This is a genomic window from Noviherbaspirillum suwonense, assembly GCF_900182955.1.
In the GTDB taxonomy this organism is placed as follows: Bacteria; Pseudomonadota; Gammaproteobacteria; order Burkholderiales; family Burkholderiaceae_D; genus Noviherbaspirillum_A; species Noviherbaspirillum_A suwonense.
Window position 1 is genome coordinate 54,469 of the sequence record NZ_FXUL01000002.1, and the last position, 20,462, is coordinate 74,930.

Consider the following 20,462-nt stretch of genomic DNA (forward strand, 5'->3'; position numbering starts at 1 on the left):
GAATCGTTTCAATGCAAAACATCACTATCCTGGGCGCCACCGGCTCGATCGGCGTCTCCACGCTCGACGTCATTTCGCGGCACCCGGACCGCTACCGGGTCTTCGCGCTGACCGCACACACCCGCATCGCCGAACTCGCCGCGCAATGCGAGCGCTTCCGGCCCGAAGTCGCCGTGACCGGCAGCGCCGCCGGCGCGTCCGAGCTGGCCGCCATGCTCAGGCGGGCAGGCGTCCCGACCGAGGTGCTGTGGGGCGAGGCCGCGCTCTGTCAGGTGGCGTCGGACAGCCGCTGCGACACGGTAATGGCCGCCATCGTCGGCGCGGCCGGCCTAGCGCCGTCGCTGGCGGCGGCGCAGGCAGGCAAGAAGGTCTTGTTGGCGAACAAGGAAGCGCTGGTCATGTCCGGCCAGCTGTTCATGACGGCGGTTGCCGACAGCGGCGCGACGCTGCTGCCGATCGACAGCGAACATAATGCGATCTTCCAGTGCCTGCCGCACGATTTCACCCGCGGCACCGGCGCCGACGGCCACGGCATCGCCAAGATCCTGCTAACCGCGTCGGGCGGGCCGTTCCTGGCCCGCGCCGCCGACACGCTTGACAGCGTGACGCCGGAAGAGGCGGTCGCGCATCCGAACTGGGTCATGGGCCGCAAGATCTCGGTCGATTCCGCGACCATGATGAACAAGGGACTGGAAGTAATCGAAGCCGCATGGCTGTTCGGCGCGTCGGCGGCGCAGATCGAGGTGCTGATCCATCCACAAAGCGTGATCCATTCGATGGTGTCCTACGTCGACGGCTCGGTGCTGGCGCAGCTCGGCAATCCGGACATGCGCACGCCGATCGCGCATGCGTTGGCCTACCCGGAGCGCATCGCCTCCGGCGTCGCGCCGCTGGACCTGACCGCCATCGCCCACCTGCGTTTCGAGCGTCCCGACCTGCAGCGGTTTCCCTGTTTGAAACTCGCGTATGATGCGTTGCAGGCAGGGGGCTCCGCGCCGGCGCTGATGAACGCCGCCAACGAGGTCGCCGTCGACGCCTTCCTTAATCGCCAGATCGGATTTCGCATGATAGATCAGCTCATTGCCCGGGTGATGGACACTGTCCCGCACGAACCCGTAACGGAAATGGCCGGATTGCTCGAGCAGGACCGGCGCGCACGCGAAGCCGCGCGGGAGTACCTCAAATCATGATGCTGCTGCAGACGCTGCTTGCGTTCATCGTCGTCCTCGGCGTGCTGGTCGTGGTGCACGAGCTGGGCCACTACTGGGTTGCCCGCTGGTGCAATGTCAAGGTGCTGCGCTTCTCGGTCGGCATGGGCAAGATCGTCTGGTCGCGCCGCTTCGGGCCGGACCAGACCGAATGGGCGGTCTCGCTGCTGCCCCTGGGCGGCTACGTCAAGATGCTCGACGCCCGCGAAGGCAACATGGCCGACGTGTCCGCCGCCGACCTGAAGCGTGAATACACGGTGCAGTCGGTGTGGAAACGCATCGCCATCGTCGCCGCCGGGCCGCTCGCCAACTTCATCCTGGCCATCCTGGTGTTTGCCGGCCTCTTCATGCATGGCATACCCGAGCCGGCGCCGCGCCTGCGGGCGGTGCCGCAGAACAGCGCCGCCTACGACGCCGGCCTGCGCGGCGGCGAACTCGTCACCGCGGTCAACGGCGAGCCGGTGCAGCTCTGGTCGGACCTGCGCTGGACGCTGCTGCAGTCGGCCGTGAACCGTGCGCCTGCCCGCATCGACGTCGAGCGGCCCGACCCGTCCGCCGCGGGCGGCGTCAGCCGTTTCAGCGCGACCCTGCCGACCAACACGCTGTCGGCCTCGGAACTCGAAACCGACTTCATGCCGCGCCTGGGCATCGATCTGGCGCGCCCGCCCGCCACGCTGGGCGCGCTGACGCCGGACGGTCCGGCCGCCCGCGCCGGGCTGCGCAGCGGCGACCTGATACGCGCCATCGACGGCAAGCCGGTGACGGACGGCGGCATGTTCGTCGACATGATCAAGGCCGCGCCCGGAAAGGCGCTGGTCGTGTCGGTGCAGCGCGACGGCCAGCCGCTGGACATCACCGTGGTGCCGCAGCGGGTCGAGGCCAGCGGCGGGGCGACCGGCCGCATCCAGGCCGAAGTGGCGATGTCCCCGGAGATGGTCACCGCCAGCGCGCCGCCGCTGACCGCGATTGCGCGCGGCGCACAGAAAACCTGGGACACCAGCGTGATGACGCTGCGCATGCTGGGCCGGATGCTGATCGGCGAAGCGTCGCTGAAAAACATTACCGGACCGATCACGATTGCCGATTATGCGGGCCAGACCGCGCGCATCGGATGGGTCAGTTACCTGAGCTTTATCGCGTTCATCAGCATCAGTCTGGGGGTCATGAATTTGCTGCCGATACCGGTGTTGGATGGGGGTCTTTTGCTGTATTATTCGCTGGAAGTTTTGACCGGGCGTCCCGTTCCCCCACGCTTTGGCGAACTGGCACAGCGGGCCGGCATCGGCATCCTGATGACCCTGATGATGGTGGCAGTCTTCAACGACATAGTCCGGCTCATCTCCTGAGGCCACGTTCGCGGCCTCGGGGTCACTGCCCCGGTCCGGCTCAGTCTGCTCCGGCGTGCTCATGTCCGTCCGGGCAGTTCAATCAGCTAAACCACAACAACAGCCAATGAAATTACATTCAGAGCGTACTCTCCTGCCTCTTTATTCCCGTCGCCTGATTGCCGCCGCCGCCTTCGCACTCTGCACCGGGTCCGCCCTTGCAGTCGAGCCGTTCACGGTGCGCGACATCCGCGTGGAAGGCATACAGCGCACTGAAGCCGGCACCGTGTTCAACTACCTGCCGGTCAAGGTTGGCGACACATTCACCGACGACAAGGGCGCGTCGGCGATCAAGGCGTTGTACGCGACCGGCTTTTTCAAGGACGTCCGGGTCGAGGCCGAGGGCGACGTGCTGGTCGTGACCGTCGAGGAGCGGCCGGCAATCGGCGCCGTCGAGTTCAGCGGCACCAAGGAGTTCGACAAGGACACGCTGACCAAGGCGCTGAAGGAAATCGGCCTGGGCGAATCCCGCATCTATGACAAGGCGCTGCTGGACCGCGCCGAGCAGGAACTGAAGCGGCAGTACCTGTCGCGCGGCCTGTACGGCGTCCAGATCACGACCACGGTCACGCCGATCGAGCGCAACCGGGTCAACATCAATTTCGCGGTGGACGAGGGCGACGTGTCCCGGATCCGCCAGATCAACATCGTCGGCAACAAGGCTTACTCCGAGAAGGAACTGCGCGACCAGATCAAGCTGAGCACGCCGGGCTGGTTCAGCTGGTACACCAAGTCCGACCAGTATTCGAAGCAGAAGCTGACCGGCGACATCGAGGCGCTGAAGTCGTTCTACCTGAACCGCGGCTATCTCGAAATGCAGGTCGAGTCGACCCAGGTGTCGATCACGCCGGACCGCAAGGACATCTACGTCACCATCAACATCACCGAAGGCGACAAGTACTCGGTGTCCGACGTGAAGCTGGAAGGCGAGATGTTCGGCCGCGAGGACGAATTGAGCCAGCTGGTGACGCTCAAGCCGGGCGACGTGTATTCGGGCGCCAAGCTGACCGAGACCACCAAGAAGATCTCCGAGCGCCTCGGCAATTTCGGCTACGCGTTCGCCAACGTCAATGCCAACCCGCAGATCAACCGCGAGAAGAAGGAAGTCGCGTTCACGATCCTGATCGATCCGGGCAAGCGCGTCTATGTCCGCCGCATCAACATCGGCGGCAACACGCGTACCCGCGACGAAGTGATCCGCCGTGAAATGCGCCAGCTGGAAAGCTCCTGGTACGACGCGTCGAAGATCAAGCTGTCGCGCGACCGCGTCGACCGCCTCGGCTATTTCACCGAGGTCAATGTCGAGACGCCGGAAGTCCAGGGCACGACCGACCAGGTCGACCTGAACATGAACATCGTCGAGAAGCCGACCGGCGCGATCGCGCTGGGCGCGGGATTTTCGAGCAGCGAGAAGGTCACGCTGACCGGCTCGATCCAGCAGGCGAACGCATTCGGCAGCGGCAACACGATCGGGCTGGATGTCAACACCAGCAAGCGGAACCGCACCATCGCGCTGTCGCAGACCAATCCCTATTTCACCGACGACGGCATCAGCCGCAGTTACGAGGCGTTCGTCCGCACCACGCGGCCGCCGCTGGTCAACACCGGCGACTACCGCGTCCGCACGCTGGGCGGCAACGTGCGTTTCGGCGTGCCGTTCTCGGAAGTCGACACGGTGTTCTTCGGCGTCGGCGTGGAGCGCACCGAGGTCGACGTGGACTCGACCAGCCCGCTGGTCTACCGCCAGTATGCAAACGACTTCGGCGACGGCTCGACGGCGCTGACCACGTCCTTCCCGTTCACGGTGGCGTGGCAACGCGACAGCCGCGACAGCGCATTGATCCCGACGACCGGCCGCTACCAGCGCGCCAACTTCGAGCTGTCGACGCTGGGCGACCTGCGTTATTACCGCGCGACGTACCAGCACCAGTACTTCAAGCCTTTCCTCACCACGTCGACGCTCGCGCTGAACGGCGAAATCGATTACGGCCGCTCGTTCGGCGGGCGTCCTTATCCGGTGTTCAAGAATTTCTATGCCGGCGGCATCGGCTCGGTGCGCGGCTACGAAGGGTCGTCGCTGTCCGTCAACCCGGTGCAGGACGTCGACATCACCGGCGGCAATGCGCGCCTGATCCTGAACGCCGAATTGCAATTCCCGTTCCCCGGCACCGGCGTCGACCGCAGCTTGCGCTGGTTCACCTTCGTCGACGCCGGCAACGTCTTCAATACCGTCGCAGGCGAGAAGATCAGCGTCGCCAACATGCGCGCATCGGCCGGCATAGGCATCAGCTGGGTTTCGCCTATCGGCCCTCTGAAGCTGAGCTTCGGCAAGGCGCTGAATGCAAAGGACGCCGATCGCACCCAACCGTTCCAGTTTCAGCTGGGCACCGGCTTCTGATGCGAAGCAGGCATAATGTGACTTTTGAAATGCGGAGAAACCACTTGAAGTTTTCACCAAAACATTCCCTCGCAGCACGTTGCGCCATGCTGTTGACCGCATCCATGCTCTTCGCCGGTTCGGCGCAGGCCCAGGAAGTCAAGGTCGGCTTCGTCAGCACCGAGCGGATCTTCCGCGAAGCGGCGCCCGCCAAGACCGCGAACGCCAAGATCGAACAGGAATTTTCCAAGCGCGACAAGGAATTGCAGGACATGGGCGCCCGGCTGAAAAGCATGGCCGACAAGCTCGACAAGGATGCGCCGGTATTGTCGGAAGTCGACCGCGGCCGCCGCCAGCGCGAGCTGGGCGACCTCGACAAGGACTTCCAGCGCCGCCAGCGCGAGTTCCGCGAAGACCTGAACCAGCGTCGCAACGAAGAGCTGGCCACCGTCCTTGAACGCACCAACCGGGTGATCAAGCAGATCGCCGAAGCCGAGAAATACGACATCGTGTTTCAGGAGGCTGTCTACATCAGCCCGCGCATCGACATCACCGACAAGGTGCTCAAGGCGCTGAACAAATAAGCGGCGTCCGACCCATGGCAATACAGTTGCGGCAGCTCGTCGCGCATCTGGGCGGCGACCTGGTCGGCGACCCGGAGCGGGAAGTCAGCGGCATTGCGCCGCTGGACGCGGCCGGCAGCGCCCATGTCAGCTTCCTGTCCAATCCCCGGCTGCGCGCGCAGGCCGCGGCCAGCGAGGCCGCGGCGATGATCCTGACCAGGGAAGACAGCGAGCGGCTCGGCAGCCAGTATGCCGGCGCGCGCATCCTGGTGGACCGTCCCTATGCATATTTCGCCCGGGCCGCCCAGTGGTTCGCGTCCCAGTCGGCGCTGCCGCGGACGCCGGGCATCCATGCGACCGCCGCGGTCGATCCGGCCGCGCGTGTCGCGGCCAGCGCCGTCATCGGCCCGCACGTGACGGTCGAGGCCGGCGCGGTCGTCGGCGAGCGCTGCGTGATCGACAGCGGCAGCTTCATCGGCCGCGACGCAGTGGTCGGCGACGACACGCATTTTCATGCGCATGTCTGCTTCCACGCGGCCTGCGTGATCGGCGAGCGTGGCATCGTGCATTCCGGCGCGGTCATCGGCGCCGACGGTTTCGGCTTCGCCAATGAGGACGGCGCGTGGATCAAGATTCCGCAGACCGGACGCGTGGTGATCGGCGTGGATGTCGAGATCGGGGCCAACACGACCATCGACCGCGGCGCGCTGGCCGATACCGTCATCGAGGACGGCGTCAAGCTCGACAACCAGATACAGATCGGCCACAACTGCCGGATCGGCGCGCATACCGCGATGGCGGGCTGCGTTGGCGTGGCCGGCAGCGCCATTATCGGCAAGTACTGTACCTTCGGCGGCGCCGCGATGGTGCTTGGGCACCTGACGATCGCGGACCATGTGCATATTTCCTCGGGCAGCATGGTCAGCCGGTCGATACCTCAGGCTGGCCAGTACACCGGCTTCTACCCGCTGGCCACCAACGCCGAGTGGGAAAAATCCGCGGCCATTGTCCGCAATCTAGGCACGATGCGCAGCAGGCTGCGCGAACTCGAGAAGACCGTTGCGGTCCTCAACGCCCAGAATAAAAAAGAAAACTGAAAGAAATCACCATGAACACCCTGGACATCAACCAGATCAAGGAATACCTGCCACACCGTTATCCGCTGCTGCTGGTCGACCGGGTGCTGGATTACGAACTGGGCAAATCCATCGTCGCGATCAAGAACGTGACCGCCAACGAGGAATATTTCAACGGCCATTTCCCGCACAAGCCGGTGATGCCGGGCGTGCTGATGATCGAAGCGCTGGCGCAGTCGGCCGCGCTGCTGGCTTTCCTGACGATGGGCAGGAAGCCCGACAGCACGTCGGTCGTCTATTTCGTCGGCATCGACGCGGCGCGCTTCAAGCGCCCGGTCGGCCCCGGCGACCAGCTGCGGATGGAAGTGGAAATCATCCGTTCGTCGCGCGGCATCTACAAGTTCAAGTCGCGCGGCCTGGTCGACGGCGAGGTCGCGCTGGAAGCCGAACTGATGTGCACGATGCGCAGCAGCACAGACGCCAGCCAGCCCGCGGGACAATAATGGCCCTGATACACCCGACCGCGCTGGTGGACGCCGGGGCCGAACTCGACGCGTCGGTGTCGGTCGGCCCGTACTGCGTCATCGGTCCGAAGGTGCGCATCGGCGCCGGCAGCCGCATTGCCTCGCACGTGGTGATCGAGGGCGACACGACGATAGGGCGCGACAACCTGATTTACCAGTTCTGCTCGCTGGGCGCCGCGCCGCAGGACAAGAAGTATGGCGGCGAGCCGACGCGGCTGGAAATCGGCGACCGCAACACGATACGGGAATTCTGCAGCCTGAACCTCGGCACCGTGCAGGACGCCGGCGTGACCCGGCTGGGCAATGACAACTGGATCCTGGCCTACGTGCACATCGCCCATGACTGCCAGGTGGGCAGCAACACGATCTTTTCCAATAACGCGACGCTGGCCGGCCATGTCCACGTCGGCGACTGGGTGATCATGAGCGGCTTCGCCGCGGTCCACCAGTTCTGCAAGATCGGCGAACACGCGTTCGTCGGCATGAACGCCAGCCTGTCGCAGGACGTGCCGCCGTTCATCCTGGCCGCTGGCATCCCCATTGCCGCGCGCGGCCTCAACATCGAGGGCCTGAAGCGGCGCGGCTTCGCGGCCGATGAAATCGCGGCGCTGCGCAGCGCCTACAAGCTCATCTACAAGTCGGGACTGACGCTGGAAGAAGCCCGGACCGCGCTGGCGGAGCAGCAGGCCGGCCTGCAGGGCAAGGCCGCCGCCCACCTGGTCAGCCTCCGCGACTTCCTGGACAACGCATCCCGTGGCATCGTCCGCTGAGCTGGCGATCGCGCTGGTGGCCGGAGAACCGTCCGGCGACCTGCTCGCGGCGCGCCTGCTGTCGGGCCTGCGTCCGCTGCGTCCGCAGGCCCGCCTGCATGGCATCGGCGGCAAGCGCATGGCCGAGTACGGCTTCGTCAGCGACTGGCCGATGGAAAAACTGGCGGTGCGCGGCCTGTTCGAAGTGCTTGCGCACTACCGTGAAATCAAGGGCATACAGAATGCGCTGTGCGCCCGGCTGCTGGAGGAAAGGCCCGCCGCCTTTATCGGCGTCGATGCGCCCGACTTCAATCTCGGTCTGGAAGCGCGGCTGAAAGAGGCCGGCATTCCCACCATGCATTTCATCAGCCCGTCGATCTGGGCCTGGCGCCGCGGCCGCATCAAGAAAATTGCGCGCGCGGTGTCCCACATGCTGGTGGTGTTCCCGTTCGAGGAAGCGATCTACCGCAGCGCCGGCATACCGGCGACCTATGTCGGCCACCCGCTGGCCGAAGTGATACCGATACAGCCGGACGTGGCGGCGGCCCGCGCCGCGCTGGGACTGGAAGGAACGGCGGCAGTCGTCGCGATCCTGCCGGGCAGCCGGATGTCCGAGCTCAAGTACAACAGCGTCGCCTTTGTCGGCGCCGCGCGGCTGCTGGCCGCGCGGGAGCCCGGCATGCGATTCGTCGCGCCCATGGCCGGCGAGGGCCAGCGCCGTTACTTTGAAAGCCTGCTGGCCGATGCCGGCCTGTCCGACGTGCCGCTGCAGATCATCGACGGCCAGTCGCACACCGCGATGGCCGCCGCCGACGCGGTGCTGGTCGCGTCCGGCACCGCCACGCTGGAAGTGGCGCTGTTCAAGAAGCCGATGGTGATTGCCTATAAAATGCTGGCTGCTTCCTGGCAGCTGATGCGGCACATGGGCTACCAGCCGTGGGTGGGCCTGCCGAACATCCTGGCCCGCGAGTTCCTGGTGCCTGAACTGCTGCAGCATGCGGCGACGCCGGAAGCGATTGCCGACGCGCTGTGGCGGCAGCTGGAAGACGCCAGCGGGCGCCGCCGGCTGACCCAGCGTTTTACCGAGATGCATCATGCGCTGCTGCGGGACACCGCGCGCGTGAGCGCGCAGGCCGTACTCGACATGATCGCCGCCAGACAGGGACGTTTGTAATGAAGACCACAGGCAAAGTGACGCTCGCGCTGGATGACCATGCGGGAGAAATCATTTGCGGCGTCGACGAGGCGGGACGCGGGCCGCTGGCCGGCCCGGTGTTCGCGGCCGCCGTCATCCTCGACCCTGCGCGGCCGATACCCGGCCTGCGCGACTCCAAGAAACTGAGCGCCGCCCGCCGCGACGCGCTGGCGGCGCTGATCCGGCGCGATGCGCTGGCCTGGTCGGTGTCGCAATGCTGCGAGTCCGAAATCGACGAACTCAACATCCTCCACGCGACCATGCTGGCGATGCGGCGGGCCATCGAGGGCCTGCGGCACCAGCCGACGCTGGCGCTGATCGATGGCAACCGCTGCCCGCCGGCGGCGGTGCGCTGCCTGTCCATCGTCGGCGGCGACGACCTGGTGGACGCGATTTCGGCTGCGTCCATCCTGGCCAAGACCGGGCGCGACGCGGTGCTCGTGGACCTGCACGCGACCTATCCGCAATACGGCTTCGACCAGCACAAGGGCTATCCGACCGCGCTGCACCTGGAACGGCTGCAGCAGCACGGCGTCTCGCCGGTGCATCGCCGTTCTTATGCGCCGGTGCGGGCGCTGCTGGACCGCGCGCCATGAGCCTCAAGGCGATTTCTTCGCGCGACAATCCGCTGTACAAGGAGCTGAAGCACCTGGCGACGAGTTCGCAGGCGCGGCGCCGGGCGCAGCGAACGCTGCTCGACGGCGTGCACCTGTGCAGCGCCTACCTGTCCCAGCGCGGCTTGCCGCCGTTGTGCGTGGTCGGCGAAAGCGCGCAGGCCAATCCCGAAGTCGCGGCGGTGCTGGAGCGCTGCGCCGCGACGCAGCGCATCGTCATGCCGGACGCGCTGTTTCATGCGCTGAGCCAGGTCGAGCATGGCATCGACCTGCTGTTCGTGATCGACACGCCGCAGGTGCAGGCCGCGGGCAGGTTGGAGACAAGCGCGGTGCTGCTCGACAACCTGCAGGATCCGGGTAATGTCGGCTCCATATTGCGCAGCGCGGCTGCCGCCGGCGTCGCGGCGGTGTATTGCAGTCCCGGCACCGCATTCGCCTGGTCGCCCAAGGTGCTGCGAGCCGGGATGGGCGCGCATTTCGGGCTGGAGATCCACGAGCAGGCCGACCTGGCGGCGCTCATCGCTTCGGCCAGCATCCCGGTGCTGGCGACCAGCTCCCATGCCGATGCGAGCCTGTACGACGTCGACCTGCGCCAGCCGGTGGCCTGGCTGTTCGGGCATGAAGGGCAGGGCGTCTCGGCCGACCTGCTGGCGCTTGCGACCCAGCGGCTGGCGATTCCGCACCTGGGCGAGATGGAGTCGCTGAACGTCGCCGCCAGCGCGGCGGTCTGCCTGTTCGAGCAGGTGCGGCAGCGGACGGCGGATGCGGCCGCGGTCGCGCGGGCATCGGCGCAAGGCCGCCCGCGCTGAACGACGGTGCGGCGGCTGGTGGATCCGGTTGCCGCCGGTGATACCGCTGGCTGAATGCGCTACGGAAGACGCCTGACGATTAATCTCAAAGCGCGCCTCATACCAATCCCAAGACATAAGGTACCGGATGGGATTGAGGGTGACGATTTCCCAGCGTGGCTTGTAGGGTGTAATAAGCAAAGCGCATTACACCAATGGCCAATCAACGACCTTCCCCTGTTCATGACGAATGGTGTAATGCGCTCCGCTTATTACACCCTACGGTTTTTCATTGCGCCTTTTGACGCTCAGCCATCCGCGCGCACGAAGTCGCCTTCCCCGTTCTGGTCCAGGTATTCAATGCGAACCCGCGCCGCACGGCCGCCACCGTCGGCCCCTGCGTCGAAAATGATCCCGCTGGTTTCAACCGCGTTTTCGCCGGCGGGCTGGAACACGAAGCGGTCGCCGCTCCAGTGGCGCATCGGATAGGCGACCCGTTGCGGGCCCAGCAGCAGCGCCAGGCCGCCGCCATTACCCTGCACCCGGATTTCGCCGTAATAAGGCTGGGTGTAGCGGCCGGTGTAGGCACTGGCCGCACGGGCCGGAAACGGCTGGGCAGGCGGCACGCTGTAGTCGGTCGGGCCCTTGAATTCCGCTGCCATCGCGGCCCGCACGCCATTGCTGAAGAGCGTGAACCAGTCCTTCGAGACCCTGCCATCCAGCGCGTTTTCCATGAAAGTGGTCGCGACTGCTTCCGGCAGGCCCACCGGTGCGCCATTCGTCAGCACCACGATGCCGAGCTGCTGGTCGGGCGCCAGCTGGACGCAGGTCGATGCGCCCAGTGCAAAGGCGCCGGAGTGGCTGTTGCGCCGGCGTCCCTGCGCGTCCTGGTTGGAAATCCAGCCAAGCCCGTAATACTCGGCCCGGCCGCTGGGCGAGTCGGCAGCCGACGCCGTCTCGATCTGTTCAGTCCTGGTTTCCGCAAGTGCCGCGGCCGGCAGCAGGAGCTGTCCATCGAGCACGCCCTGGTTCAGGTGCAGCTGCAGCCAGCGGGCCAGGTCGGCGACGCTGGCGCTGGCGCCGCCTGCCGGCGACTGCGCGTCCGCGTTGCGTTCATAACGGGCGGCAAAGCGGCCGTTTACCTCGACGTGGAGCGCCGCGCGGTTTTCCCGTGCGAGGAAGTCGGCATGCCGGTAGCTTGCGGTGCGCATGCCGGCGGCTTCGAACAGGTAGCGGCCGGCCAGGTCTTCCCAGGACGCGCCGGCGGCAGCGGAGGCGGCGAAGGCGGCGGCGCTCAGGCCGAAATTGGTATAGGCGTACTGCCTGCGGAAGCGGCCGTCGATGGGGAGGTACCTGAGCCGTCGCACAATTTCGCTGCGTTCATAGCCGATATCTTCGAGCAGGTCGCCGGCATGGCCAGCGAGGCCGGAGCGGTGGCAGAACAGGTCGCGCAGCGTGAGCAGGCGGGTGGCGTCGGGATCGCTTAGCCGGAATGTGCGGTCGTGGCGGCTGATCGCATCATCCCAGTGAATGAGGCCGCGGCCGGCAAGCGCGGCCATCACGGTCGAGGCGATCGGCTTGGAGACCGACGCCAGCTGGAACACCGTGTCGCTGTCGACCGCTTCGCGCCGGCCGGCCTTGCGGATGCCATAGCCCTTCAGGTGCAGCACCTGGTCGCGATAAACGACGGCGATGGCCATGCCGGGCACGCCCGAGCTGGCCATTGACTTGGCGGCGTAGGCGTTGAGCTTGCCTACCGCTGCCTGCAGCTGGGATTCGTTCAGGGAAGACTGGTTGTAGCGGCCGCCGCAGGAAAACAGCAGCATGCCGGGCGCTGCCAGCAGCATGCGCCGGCGGGTGGATGAAAAAGATTGCATGGTGATGCTCCAGGCCTGGACTTTCGTCATTCGAAAGGGACGTCGACGAAAGAAACGTCAAGGCTGGGTGGAGCAAATCGCCAGCTTGTTCCAGCGTGGGTCAGGGCAGGTCGGGGCCGCGGTCATGCGGCGCCGGCACGGGCGGCGAGGGTGGCGGCGCCGGCGCCGAGTAGATCAGGCCGGGGGAGACATAGCGCTGGTTCGGCCGGAGGCTGATGCCCGGGCCGCCGCCGCTGGCGTAGTCGAACTCGTAGGTTTCGCCGTCGATCACCGCGTAGCGGAAGATCGTGGTCCCGCCGTAGCTGCCGATCGGGTCGTACAGCCGCTCGGGGCGCGCCGCGCCCGGCTTTCGGCTCGCGCCGGCCTTGCTGGGCGCCGCCCGGTCGATCTCCGACTCGAAATTGCCCAGCGTATCTTTCAATACCCACAGGAAAAAAATCAGGCCAGCCCACAGCACCAGTTCAATCAACACGATGTCCATACCGCCTCCAGACGTCGACTTCCATGGTAGAGGAAATCCGCGCCGGGAAATTGCGCGAGCGCGCATGGCGTGCAAACTGGCTGGAACGAGCGGTCAGTAGGCGCGTTTATCCAGGCGGATTTCCTGCAGGATCATGGTCGCGATCTCCTCGATCGATTTGACGGTGGACGACATCCAGCGTATTCCCTCGCGCCGCATCATCGATTCCGCCTCGTTGACTTCGTAGCGGCAGTTTTCGAGCGCCGCGTACTTGCTGCCCGGGCGACGCTCGTTGCGCACCTCGGCCAGCCGTTCCGGCGTGATCGACAGGCCGAAAATCTTGTTCCTGAACTGGGTCAGGTTGCCCGGCAGCTTGCCGCGCTGGAAATCTTCCGGAATCAGCGGGTAATTCGCCGCCTTGATGCCGTACTGCATCGCCAGGTACAGGCTGGTCGGCGTCTTGCCGGAGCGCGACACGCCCACCAGGATCACGTCGGCCAGCGCCAGGTTCTTGTCGGACTGGCCGTCGTCGTGTGCCAGCGAGAAATTGATCGCCTCGATCCGGTTCTTGTATTCGTCGGAGTCGGCGATATTGTGGCTGCGGCCGATGGTATGGCTGGACTTGATGCCCAGTTCCTGCTCCAGCGGTTCGACGAAGGTGTGGATCAGGTCCATGTGCATGCCGCTGGAGCGCCGCACCACGGCCGACAGGTCGGCCTTGACCAGCGTCGAGAAGACAATGGGCCGCTTGCCGTCGGCGACGCAGGACTCGTTAATCCGGCGCACCGCGTCATACGCCTTTTCCAGGGTGTCGATGAATGGGAGCCGGATCTGGCGGAAGCGCAGCTCGAACTGGGTCAGCACCGAGTGCCCGAATGTCTCGGCCGTGATGCCGGTGCCGTCGGAGACGAAGAAGACCGTGCGTTCGGCTGCCGGAAGGTGGGGAGAGACGATGTCGCGCATGGGAAGTTTGATTGGAATGGTGAATTGTCGATAGGGCAAGGCAAAAATTAAAATGCACCTGTAAAATGCGGCGGATGAATACCGGCCGCATCTGCAGAAGAATACCAAAAACCCCACGATGCGACGGCGCACGCCCCGATTTCCCATCAAACCAGAGGTTGTCATGTCCAATGCAGCAAGCAATGGGGTCTCCCCGGAGGCCACCTACGTAGCATCGTTTGAAGAATTAAGAATGACCGACGTCGACTCGGTCGGCGGCAAGAATGCGTCGCTCGGCGAGATGATCAGCCAGCTCGCTGGCGCCGGCGTTCGTGTGCCGACCGGTTTTGCGACGACCGCACAAGCTTTTCGCGATTTCCTCGCGCATAGCGAAGTCGGCGGGATGTCGCTCGCGCAGCGTATCGAAGAACGGCTGTCCGGGTTGAACATCGATGACGTCCGCTCGCTGGCTGTCGCCGGCGCGGAAATCCGCCAGTGGATCATCGAAACGCCGTTCCAGTCCCGGCTGCAGCAGGAAATCACCGAGTTCTACAAGCGCCTGGTCGCCGATTCGACCGCGGAGATGTCTTTCGCGGTGCGTTCGTCGGCAACCGCCGAAGACTTGCCGGATGCGTCGTTCGCCGGCCAGCAGGAAACCTTCCTGAACGTCGTCGGCATCGACAACATCCTCGAGGCGATGAAGCACGTCTTCGCGTCGCTCTATAACGACCGCGCCATTTCCTACCGGGTTCACAAGGGCTTCACGCATGCGGAAGTCGCGCTGTCGGCCGGCGTGCAGCGCATGGTCCGCTCCGACGTCGGCGCCGCCGGCGTCATGTTCACGATGGACACCGAGTCCGGCTTCCGCGACGTGGTCTTCATCACGTCCAGCTACGGCCTGGGCGAGACCGTTGTGCAGGGCGCGGTCAATCCGGACGAGTTTTACGTCCACAAGCCGATGCTCGCACAGGGCAAGCTTCCCATCATCCGCCGCAACATCGGCTCGAAGATGATCAAGATGGAATTCACTGGCGAGGCGAAGGCCGGCCGCTCGGTGCAGACCGTCGACGTGCCCATCGAAATGCGGAACCGTTACTCGCTGAACGACGAGGAAATCGTCGAGCTGGCGAAATACGCTGTCATCATCGAGAACCACTATGGCCGCCCGATGGACATCGAGTGGGGCAAGGACGGCCGCGACGGCAAGCTGTACATCCTGCAGGCGCGTCCGGAAACCGTGAAGTCGCAGCAGAAGGCGACCGACGTGCAGCAGCGCTACAAGCTCAAGGGCAGCAGCGTGGTGCTGGCAACCGGCCGCGCCATCGGCCAGAAGATCGGCGCCGGCCCTGTCCGCGTGATCACCGACCCGTCGGAAATGGAACGCGTGCAGCCGGGCGACGTACTGGTGGCCGACATGACCGACCCGAACTGGGAGCCGGTGATGAAGCGCGCTTCCGCGATCGTGACCAACCGCGGCGGCCGCACCTGCCACGCGGCGATCATCGCCCGTGAACTGGGCGTGCCGGCGGTCGTCGGCTGCGGCGACGCGACCGACGTGCTGAAGGATGGCACGCTGGTCACCGTTTCCTGCGCCGAGGGCGACGAGGGCCATATCTACGACGGCCTGCTGGAGACGGAAGTCACCGAAGTCATGCGCGGCGAACTGCCGGAAATCCCGGTGAAGATCACGCTCAACGTCGGCAATCCGCAACTGGCCTTCGACTTCCAGTCGGTGCCGAATGCCGGCGTCGGCCTGGCGCGGCTCGAGTTCATCATCAACAACAATATCGGCGTCCATCCGAAAGCCATCCTGGAATATCCGAACATCGACCCGTCGCTGAAGAAGGCGGTCGAGTCGGTGGCCCGCGGCCATGCATCGCCGCGCGCGTTCTACGTGGACAAGCTGGCCGAAGGCGTCGCGACCATTGGTGCGGCATTCTGGCCGAAGCCGGTCATCGTGCGCCTGTCGGACTTCAAGTCCAACGAGTACAAGAAGCTGATCGGCGGTTCGCGCTACGAGCCGGACGAGGAAAACCCGATGCTGGGCTTCCGCGGCGCGGCGCGCTACCTGGCCGAGGATTTCGCCGAATCGTTCCAGATGGAATGCGAGGCGATGAAGCGGGTGCGCGAGGACATGGGGCTGACCAATGTCGAGATCATGGTCCCGTTCGTGCGGACGCTGAAGCAGGCCGAGAAAGTCATCGCGCTGATGGCCAAGAACGGCCTGGTGCGCGGCGAAAACGGCCTGCGGCTGATCATGATGTGCGAGGTGCCGTCCAATGCCATCCTGGCCGATGAATTCCTCGAGCATTTCGACGGCTTCTCGATCGGATCGAACGACCTGACCCAGCTGACCCTGGGCCTGGACCGCGATTCCGGCATGGCGCTGCTGGCCGCCGACTTCGACGAGCGCGATCCGGCGGTGCTGGCCTTGCTGTCGCGGGTCATCCGCGCCTGCCGCGCCAAGGGCAAGTATGTCGGCATCTGCGGCCAGGGGCCGTCCGATCACCCGGACTTTGCGGCGTGGCTGATGGACGAGGGCATCGAGTCGATGTCGCTGAATCCGGATTCGGTGATCGATACCTGGCAGAAACTGGCTGCGCTGAAGAGTTAATCCGGGCCTGGGCCTGGATTGATCCAAAGTTGTCCGTTAATCGGTCAAATAAACCACAGGGCGCATGAAATATATTGCTTTTCATAAACCCCGTGGTTAGACTAGCCAGCAGTTGGACCGGATAACAACCAACAAAAAAGTTTCACGTTGTTTTCTCATGCCCCTGCAACCATATGGTTCGCGGGGGCTTCTTATATCTGCAGGGGGAGAGAAGATGACAAGCTGGATGCTGTGGCTGGCGCTTGCCGGCGCATTGACCATACTGGAACTCTTTTCCGGCACGTTCTACCTTCTGATGATCGCGCTGGGCATGCTGGCCGGCGCGCTGGTCGCCTTCGCCGGCGCCGCCGAGACCGTGCAGCTGCTTACTGCCGCGGCAGTCGGCGCCGCGGCGACCGCGCTGCTCAGGCGCAGCCGCCCGCGGCGCGCCGATGCGGCCAACGATCCCAACATCAACCTCGACATCGGCCAGACGCTGCATGTGCCGCACTGGCATGCCGGGCGCGACACGGCGCGCGTGATGTACCGGGGTGCAATGTGGGACGTGGACCTGGCGCCGGGCGCGGTCGCCAGGCCCGGGGAGTTCGTCATCCGCGAGATCCGCGGCAGCCGTTTAATCGTCAGCAACCAACCGGAATAAGGGCGCACCATGCAACTCACTCTTGGCAGTCTGACCCTCGTTTTCTTCATCCTGGCCGTCGTGTTCGTGATCAAGACCATCAAGGTCGTGCCGCAGCAGCATGCGTGGGTGGTGGAAAGGCTGGGCAAGTACCATGCGATCCTCGGACCGGGCCTCAATATCGTGGTGCCGTTCATCGACCGGGTCGCGTACAAGCACATCCTGAAGGAAATCCCGCTGGATGTGCCGCCGCAGGTCTGCATCACGCGCGACAACACGCAGCTGCAGGTCGACGGCATCCTGTATTTCCAGGTCACCGACCCGATGCGCGCGTCCTACGGCTCATCGAACTACGTGGCCGCGATCACCCAGCTTGCGCAGACCACGCTGCGCTCGGTGATCGGCAAGATGGAGCTAGACAAGACGTTCGAGGAGCGTGACCACATCAACACCTCCATCGTCAATGCGATCGATGAATCGGCGGCGAACTGGGGCGTGAAGGTGCTGCGCTACGAGATCAAGGACCTGACGCCGCCCAAGGAAATCCTGCATGCGATGCAGGCGCAGATTACCGCCGAGCGCGAGAAGCGGGCGCTGATCGCCGCGTCCGAAGGCCGCAAACAGGAGCAGATCAATATCGCCACCGGCGAACGCGAGGCGTCGATCGCCCGCTCCGAAGGCGAGAAGCAGGCCGCGATCAACCGCGCGCAGGGCGAGGCGGCGGCCATCATCGCCATCGCGACGGCGACCGCCGAAGCCTTGCGCCAGACCGGCGCGGCGATCCGCGAGCCGGGCGGCCTGGACGCGGTCAACCTGAAGGTCGCCGAGCGCTATGTCGAGGCATTCTCCAAGCTGGCCAAGACCAACAACTCGCTGATCGTGCCGGGCGACGTCGGCAACCTCGGCGGCATGATCGCCAGCGCAATGCAGATCGTGAAGTCGCAGTCCCGGACGCCGGCGCCGTAGCATGCGCATGGCGCGTTGGGCCGGCCCTGGCCTGACGCAGCGCCTCGCCGCCGCGCATCCGTCCGCGTTGGAACGGCTGCCGCCCGCCGCGCCAGGCGGGATGCCCGGCGGCGCTACGGGCCGGGCGCCTGTTTAACGCGGCGCGCCCAGCCCGCCGCAGCTCGCGCTGATCCAGCGGCCGCTGGTCTGCGCCTTTTCATTGACCGGGTTGCCCTGCACGGTGCCGTTGAAAGTGGTGGTGCCGCTGAAGCGCTCGGCGCTCTCTAGCATGCCTTCCGCGCGCCCGTTGCCGCGCACCTGGCCGCCGCTGCAGCTAATGTCCATCGAGTAGCGGGCGCCGTTGCGCGTCGCGTTGCGGGTTGTGCAGCCCGACTGCTGCTGGTACAGGTCGGGCATGGTGTTCTGCGCGGCCATCTCGGGCGTGATGCAGATCCGCGAACTGGCTGCGCCGTTTTCGATGCGGGGCATGTCGAAGCCGTGCTGCCGCGCCAGGCCGCGCAGCCTTTCCATCTGGTCGGCCGGTATTTGCGGCGCCAGCGCCAGCAGGTCGTTGGTGGCGCTGATTTCCCACAGCCCGGCGCGCGGCGCGACGTCGGCTGCGACAGCCGGGGACAGGTTGGCAATGAGTGCGGCGCTGAGGATCAAGGTCGTGAAACGTAACAATGCAAACTCCTGGTGATCGTTGCGCATGGCGGACATGCGTTCATCGGTTTATCGGCTGCAGGCGGGCGATCCGGCTGTGCCCGCGGTCGCGCCGCATCGGCCGGGAATGGCGGGATTATCCCTGTTCCCAACGCTTCGCCGCTTGCGAATTTCCCGCGGCTTCGGCACGGTGTGAGAGGGCGTATCGCCGGGCCCGGTTCGCGATTCGGCATGCGGGTTTGCGCGCATCGTACATGGTTGCTGGTTTAGAACTGTTGATACAAACAGGACACAAGCCCATGCTAGTATTTACGCCGCTCATAGTCCGGCCGCACCAGGATGGAAGACTCGAATTTCGTTGTACAGGCGCATGCCGCAAACAAGGATAGTTAATGGATTCACGCGTCGACGACACGCCTCGCACTGCTCCCGCCGTTCGAACCACAACCCGAGGTCGCTTCATCGGCGCCATCATCGCGCTGCTGGCGCTGGCCGCGCTTGGCTGGCTGGTCTGGCACCTGACGCACAAGGCGCCGGAAGGAAGCCCGGGCAAGCCGGGCGCCGGCGCCCCGGGTCCCGGCGGTCCGGGCGGCGGCGCGGGTCCCCGCAGTGCGCCGACGACGACGGTCGGCGTCGGCACGGCGGAGCAGGTCGACCTGCCGGTGACGCTCGAAGCGATAGGCACGGTCAATGCGGCGGCGACGGTCACCGTGCGGCCCCAGGTGTCGGGCGTGTTCCGCGAGATCCTGTTCACCGAGGGCCAGATGGTGAAGGCGGGCCAGGTGATGGCCGTTATCGATCCCAGCCAGTTCCAGATGGCGCTGATGCAGGCCACCGGCCAGCGCCAGCGCGACGAGGCGCAGCTGGAGAATGCGCGGCTGACGCTGCAGCGCTACCGCACCCTGCTGTCCCAGGATTCGATCGCCCGCCAGGATGTCGACACCCAGGCCGCGCTGGTCCGCCAGCTCGAAGGCACGGTGGTCGCCGACCGCGCGGTGGAAGGCACGGCCAAGCTCAACCTCGGCTACAGCAGGGTGGTCGCGCCCATCAGCGGGCGGGTCGGCCTGCGCACCGTCGATGTCGGCAACGTCATCGGCCCCAACGATGCGAACGGGATCGCGGTGATCACCCAGGTGTCGCCGATCGACGTCCAGTTCGCCATCCCGCAGGACCGGGTGCCCGAGGTGCAGCAGGGGCTGGGCCAGAGCAGCAAGATGACAGTCGTCGCGCTCGACCGCACCCGCGCCACGGTGCTCGATGAAGGCAAGTTCTATGCGCTGGACAACCAGGTCGATGTGCAGACCGGCACCGTCAAGGCCAAGGCGCGCTTCGCGAATGCGAAACTGGCGCTGTTCCCGAGCCAGTTCGTCAATGTGAAGATGCAGCTGCGCACGATTACCGGCGCCGTCGTGATACCGGTCAATGCGCTGCGCAACAGCAGCAACGGCGACTATGTCTATGTGCTCAACCCGCGCGAACGCACGGTGGCGATGCGCAAGGTGACGCGCGGCCAGGCCAGCGTCGACAAGGTGCAGATCGTCACCGGCCTGCAGCCGGGCGAACGGGTCATCACCGAGGGCGCCGACCGGCTCAAGGACGGCGACAAGGTAACATTGCCGGGCGACCGTCCGGGCGCCGGCGCCAATGGCGGCCGGCGGCAGGGCGCGGGCGGCGAGCACGGCGGCGGCAGGCGTCGCGGCGAGCAGGGCGGGAGCGCGGCCCCAGCGGGCGACGCCGCGCCGGCCGGCGGCGCGACACCGGCTGCCCCGGCCGCATCGTCTGCCCCGGCTTCGCCCGGCGCACCCGCAGCCGCTCCCGCAAGCCCGGCAGGCTCCGCACCGGCGGCCCGTTGATGCCGCGACC

18 protein-coding genes are annotated in these 20,462 nt (G+C 65.6%); 14 read left to right on the forward strand and 4 right to left on the reverse strand.

All coding sequences use genetic code 11. From position 1 onward, the window contains the following. The first annotated feature begins 11 nt into the window (after nt 1–11). From ispC to QOL82_RS03540, 10 genes are all read left to right on the forward strand, one after another. Nucleotides 12–1,190: a 1-deoxy-D-xylulose-5-phosphate reductoisomerase gene (gene ispC / locus QOL82_RS03495; protein ID WP_283440858.1), complete on the forward strand. Its 1,179-nt coding sequence runs from the start codon at nt 12–14 to the stop codon at nt 1,188–1,190. Next, on the forward strand, nt 1,187–2,554 hold the full coding sequence (rseP, locus tag QOL82_RS03500) for an RIP metalloprotease RseP (RefSeq protein WP_283440859.1): 1,368 nt from the start codon (nt 1,187–1,189) through the stop codon (nt 2,552–2,554). The genes ispC and rseP overlap by 4 nt, the downstream gene beginning before the upstream one ends. A 106-nt stretch (nt 2,555–2,660) precedes the next feature. Beyond that, nucleotides 2,661–4,991: an outer membrane protein assembly factor BamA gene (bamA, locus tag QOL82_RS03505; RefSeq protein ID WP_283440860.1), complete on the forward strand. Its 2,331-nt coding sequence runs from the start codon at nt 2,661–2,663 to the stop codon at nt 4,989–4,991. Nucleotides 4,992–5,077: 86 nt separating this feature from the next. Further along, nucleotides 5,078–5,554: an OmpH/Skp family outer membrane protein gene (locus tag QOL82_RS03510; protein WP_283440861.1), complete on the forward strand. Its 477-nt coding sequence runs from the start codon at nt 5,078–5,080 to the stop codon at nt 5,552–5,554. A 14-nt stretch (nt 5,555–5,568) separates the two neighbouring features. Further along, entirely contained in the window at nt 5,569–6,630 is a 1,062-nt protein-coding gene (lpxD, locus tag QOL82_RS03515; protein ID WP_283440862.1) for a UDP-3-O-(3-hydroxymyristoyl)glucosamine N-acyltransferase, read from the forward strand. Nucleotides 6,631–6,641: 11 nt separating this feature from the next. Beyond that, nucleotides 6,642–7,112 (forward strand): 3-hydroxyacyl-ACP dehydratase FabZ, encoded by a 471-nt coding sequence (gene fabZ, locus QOL82_RS03520; RefSeq protein WP_283440863.1) that lies wholly within the window; start codon nt 6,642–6,644, stop codon nt 7,110–7,112. Further along, complete coding sequence (gene lpxA / locus QOL82_RS03525) at nt 7,112–7,903, forward strand: acyl-ACP--UDP-N-acetylglucosamine O-acyltransferase (RefSeq protein ID WP_283440864.1); 792 nt, start codon at nt 7,112–7,114, stop codon at nt 7,901–7,903. The genes fabZ and lpxA overlap by 1 nt, the downstream gene beginning before the upstream one ends. Then, on the forward strand, nt 7,887–9,056 hold the full coding sequence (gene lpxB / locus QOL82_RS03530; RefSeq protein ID WP_283440865.1) for a lipid-A-disaccharide synthase: 1,170 nt from the start codon (nt 7,887–7,889) through the stop codon (nt 9,054–9,056). The genes lpxA and lpxB overlap by 17 nt, the downstream gene beginning before the upstream one ends. Beyond that, nucleotides 9,056–9,673: a ribonuclease HII gene (rnhB, locus tag QOL82_RS03535; RefSeq protein WP_283440866.1), complete on the forward strand. Its 618-nt coding sequence runs from the start codon at nt 9,056–9,058 to the stop codon at nt 9,671–9,673. The genes lpxB and rnhB overlap by 1 nt, the downstream gene beginning before the upstream one ends. Then, a complete protein-coding gene (locus tag QOL82_RS03540) occupies nt 9,670–10,500 on the forward strand; it encodes a TrmH family RNA methyltransferase (RefSeq protein ID WP_283440867.1) in 831 nt (276 codons plus the stop codon). Before rnhB ends, QOL82_RS03540 begins: the two co-directional genes overlap by 4 nt. A 287-nt stretch (nt 10,501–10,787) precedes the next feature. Here QOL82_RS03540 and QOL82_RS03545 read toward each other — a convergent pair whose 3' ends face one another. From QOL82_RS03545 to ppsR, 3 genes are all read right to left on the reverse strand, one after another. Further along, on the reverse strand, nt 10,788–12,356 hold the full coding sequence (locus QOL82_RS03545) for a serine hydrolase (protein ID WP_283440868.1): 1,569 nt from the start codon (nt 12,354–12,356) through the stop codon (nt 10,788–10,790). A gap of 100 nt (nt 12,357–12,456) precedes the next feature. Beyond that, entirely contained in the window at nt 12,457–12,837 is a 381-nt protein-coding gene (locus tag QOL82_RS03550) for a hypothetical protein (protein WP_283440869.1), read from the reverse strand. A gap of 93 nt (nt 12,838–12,930) precedes the next feature. Continuing rightward, entirely contained in the window at nt 12,931–13,779 is an 849-nt protein-coding gene (ppsR, locus tag QOL82_RS03555; protein WP_283440870.1) for a posphoenolpyruvate synthetase regulatory kinase/phosphorylase PpsR, read from the reverse strand. Between the two features lie 163 nt (nt 13,780–13,942). Here ppsR and ppsA point away from each other — a divergent pair, with 163 nt between their 5' ends. The 3 genes from ppsA to QOL82_RS03570 all read left to right on the forward strand — a co-directional run bounded on the left by ppsA (nt 13,943) and on the right by QOL82_RS03570 (nt 17,957). Then, on the forward strand, nt 13,943–16,372 hold the full coding sequence (gene ppsA / locus QOL82_RS03560) for a phosphoenolpyruvate synthase (protein ID WP_283440871.1): 2,430 nt from the start codon (nt 13,943–13,945) through the stop codon (nt 16,370–16,372). A 214-nt stretch (nt 16,373–16,586) separates the two neighbouring features. After that, complete coding sequence (locus QOL82_RS03565) at nt 16,587–17,012, forward strand: NfeD family protein (RefSeq protein WP_283440872.1); 426 nt, start codon at nt 16,587–16,589, stop codon at nt 17,010–17,012. Between the two features lie 9 nt (nt 17,013–17,021). Further along, on the forward strand, nt 17,022–17,957 hold the full coding sequence (locus QOL82_RS03570; RefSeq protein ID WP_283440873.1) for an SPFH domain-containing protein: 936 nt from the start codon (nt 17,022–17,024) through the stop codon (nt 17,955–17,957). Nucleotides 17,958–18,089: 132 nt separating this feature from the next. On the opposite strand, the gene QOL82_RS03575 is transcribed toward QOL82_RS03570, so the two are convergent. Next, on the reverse strand, nt 18,090–18,656 hold the full coding sequence (locus QOL82_RS03575; protein ID WP_283440874.1) for a DUF3617 domain-containing protein: 567 nt from the start codon (nt 18,654–18,656) through the stop codon (nt 18,090–18,092). A 335-nt stretch (nt 18,657–18,991) separates the two neighbouring features. Between QOL82_RS03575 and QOL82_RS03580 the strand changes: the two genes are divergently transcribed. Continuing rightward, the gene (locus tag QOL82_RS03580; RefSeq protein WP_283440875.1) at nt 18,992–20,452 is read left to right on the forward strand and encodes an efflux RND transporter periplasmic adaptor subunit; all 1,461 of its coding nucleotides are present in this window, start codon (nt 18,992–18,994) and stop codon (nt 20,450–20,452) included. The last annotated feature ends 10 nt before the right edge of the window (nt 20,453–20,462 follow it).

Bases quoted from the DNA above. Each gene is read 5' to 3' on its own strand.
- ispC (WP_283440858.1), top strand. From the start codon at position 12: ATGCAAAACATCACTATCCTGGGCGCCACCGGCTCGATCGGCGTCTCC.
- rseP (WP_283440859.1), top strand. From the start codon at position 1,187: ATGATGCTGCTGCAGACGCTGCTTGCGTTCATCGTCGTCCTCGGCGTG.
- bamA (WP_283440860.1), top strand. From the start codon at position 2,661: ATGAAATTACATTCAGAGCGTACTCTCCTGCCTCTTTATTCCCGTCGC.
- QOL82_RS03510 (WP_283440861.1), top strand. From the start codon at position 5,078: ATGCTGTTGACCGCATCCATGCTCTTCGCCGGTTCGGCGCAGGCCCAG.
- lpxD (WP_283440862.1), top strand. From the start codon at position 5,569: ATGGCAATACAGTTGCGGCAGCTCGTCGCGCATCTGGGCGGCGACCTG.
- fabZ (WP_283440863.1), top strand. From the start codon at position 6,642: ATGAACACCCTGGACATCAACCAGATCAAGGAATACCTGCCACACCGT.
- lpxA (WP_283440864.1), top strand. From the start codon at position 7,112: ATGGCCCTGATACACCCGACCGCGCTGGTGGACGCCGGGGCCGAACTC.
- rnhB (WP_283440866.1), top strand. From the start codon at position 9,056: ATGAAGACCACAGGCAAAGTGACGCTCGCGCTGGATGACCATGCGGGA.
- QOL82_RS03540 (WP_283440867.1), top strand. From the start codon at position 9,670: ATGAGCCTCAAGGCGATTTCTTCGCGCGACAATCCGCTGTACAAGGAG.
- QOL82_RS03545 (WP_283440868.1), bottom strand. From the start codon at position 12,356: ATGCAATCTTTTTCATCCACCCGCCGGCGCATGCTGCTGGCAGCGCCC.
- QOL82_RS03550 (WP_283440869.1), bottom strand. From the start codon at position 12,837: ATGGACATCGTGTTGATTGAACTGGTGCTGTGGGCTGGCCTGATTTTT.
- ppsR (WP_283440870.1), bottom strand. From the start codon at position 13,779: ATGCGCGACATCGTCTCTCCCCACCTTCCGGCAGCCGAACGCACGGTC.
- ppsA (WP_283440871.1), top strand. From the start codon at position 13,943: ATGTCCAATGCAGCAAGCAATGGGGTCTCCCCGGAGGCCACCTACGTA.
- QOL82_RS03565 (WP_283440872.1), top strand. From the start codon at position 16,587: ATGACAAGCTGGATGCTGTGGCTGGCGCTTGCCGGCGCATTGACCATA.
- QOL82_RS03570 (WP_283440873.1), top strand. From the start codon at position 17,022: ATGCAACTCACTCTTGGCAGTCTGACCCTCGTTTTCTTCATCCTGGCC.
- QOL82_RS03575 (WP_283440874.1), bottom strand. From the start codon at position 18,656: ATGTCCGCCATGCGCAACGATCACCAGGAGTTTGCATTGTTACGTTTC.
- QOL82_RS03580 (WP_283440875.1), top strand. From the start codon at position 18,992: ATGGATTCACGCGTCGACGACACGCCTCGCACTGCTCCCGCCGTTCGA.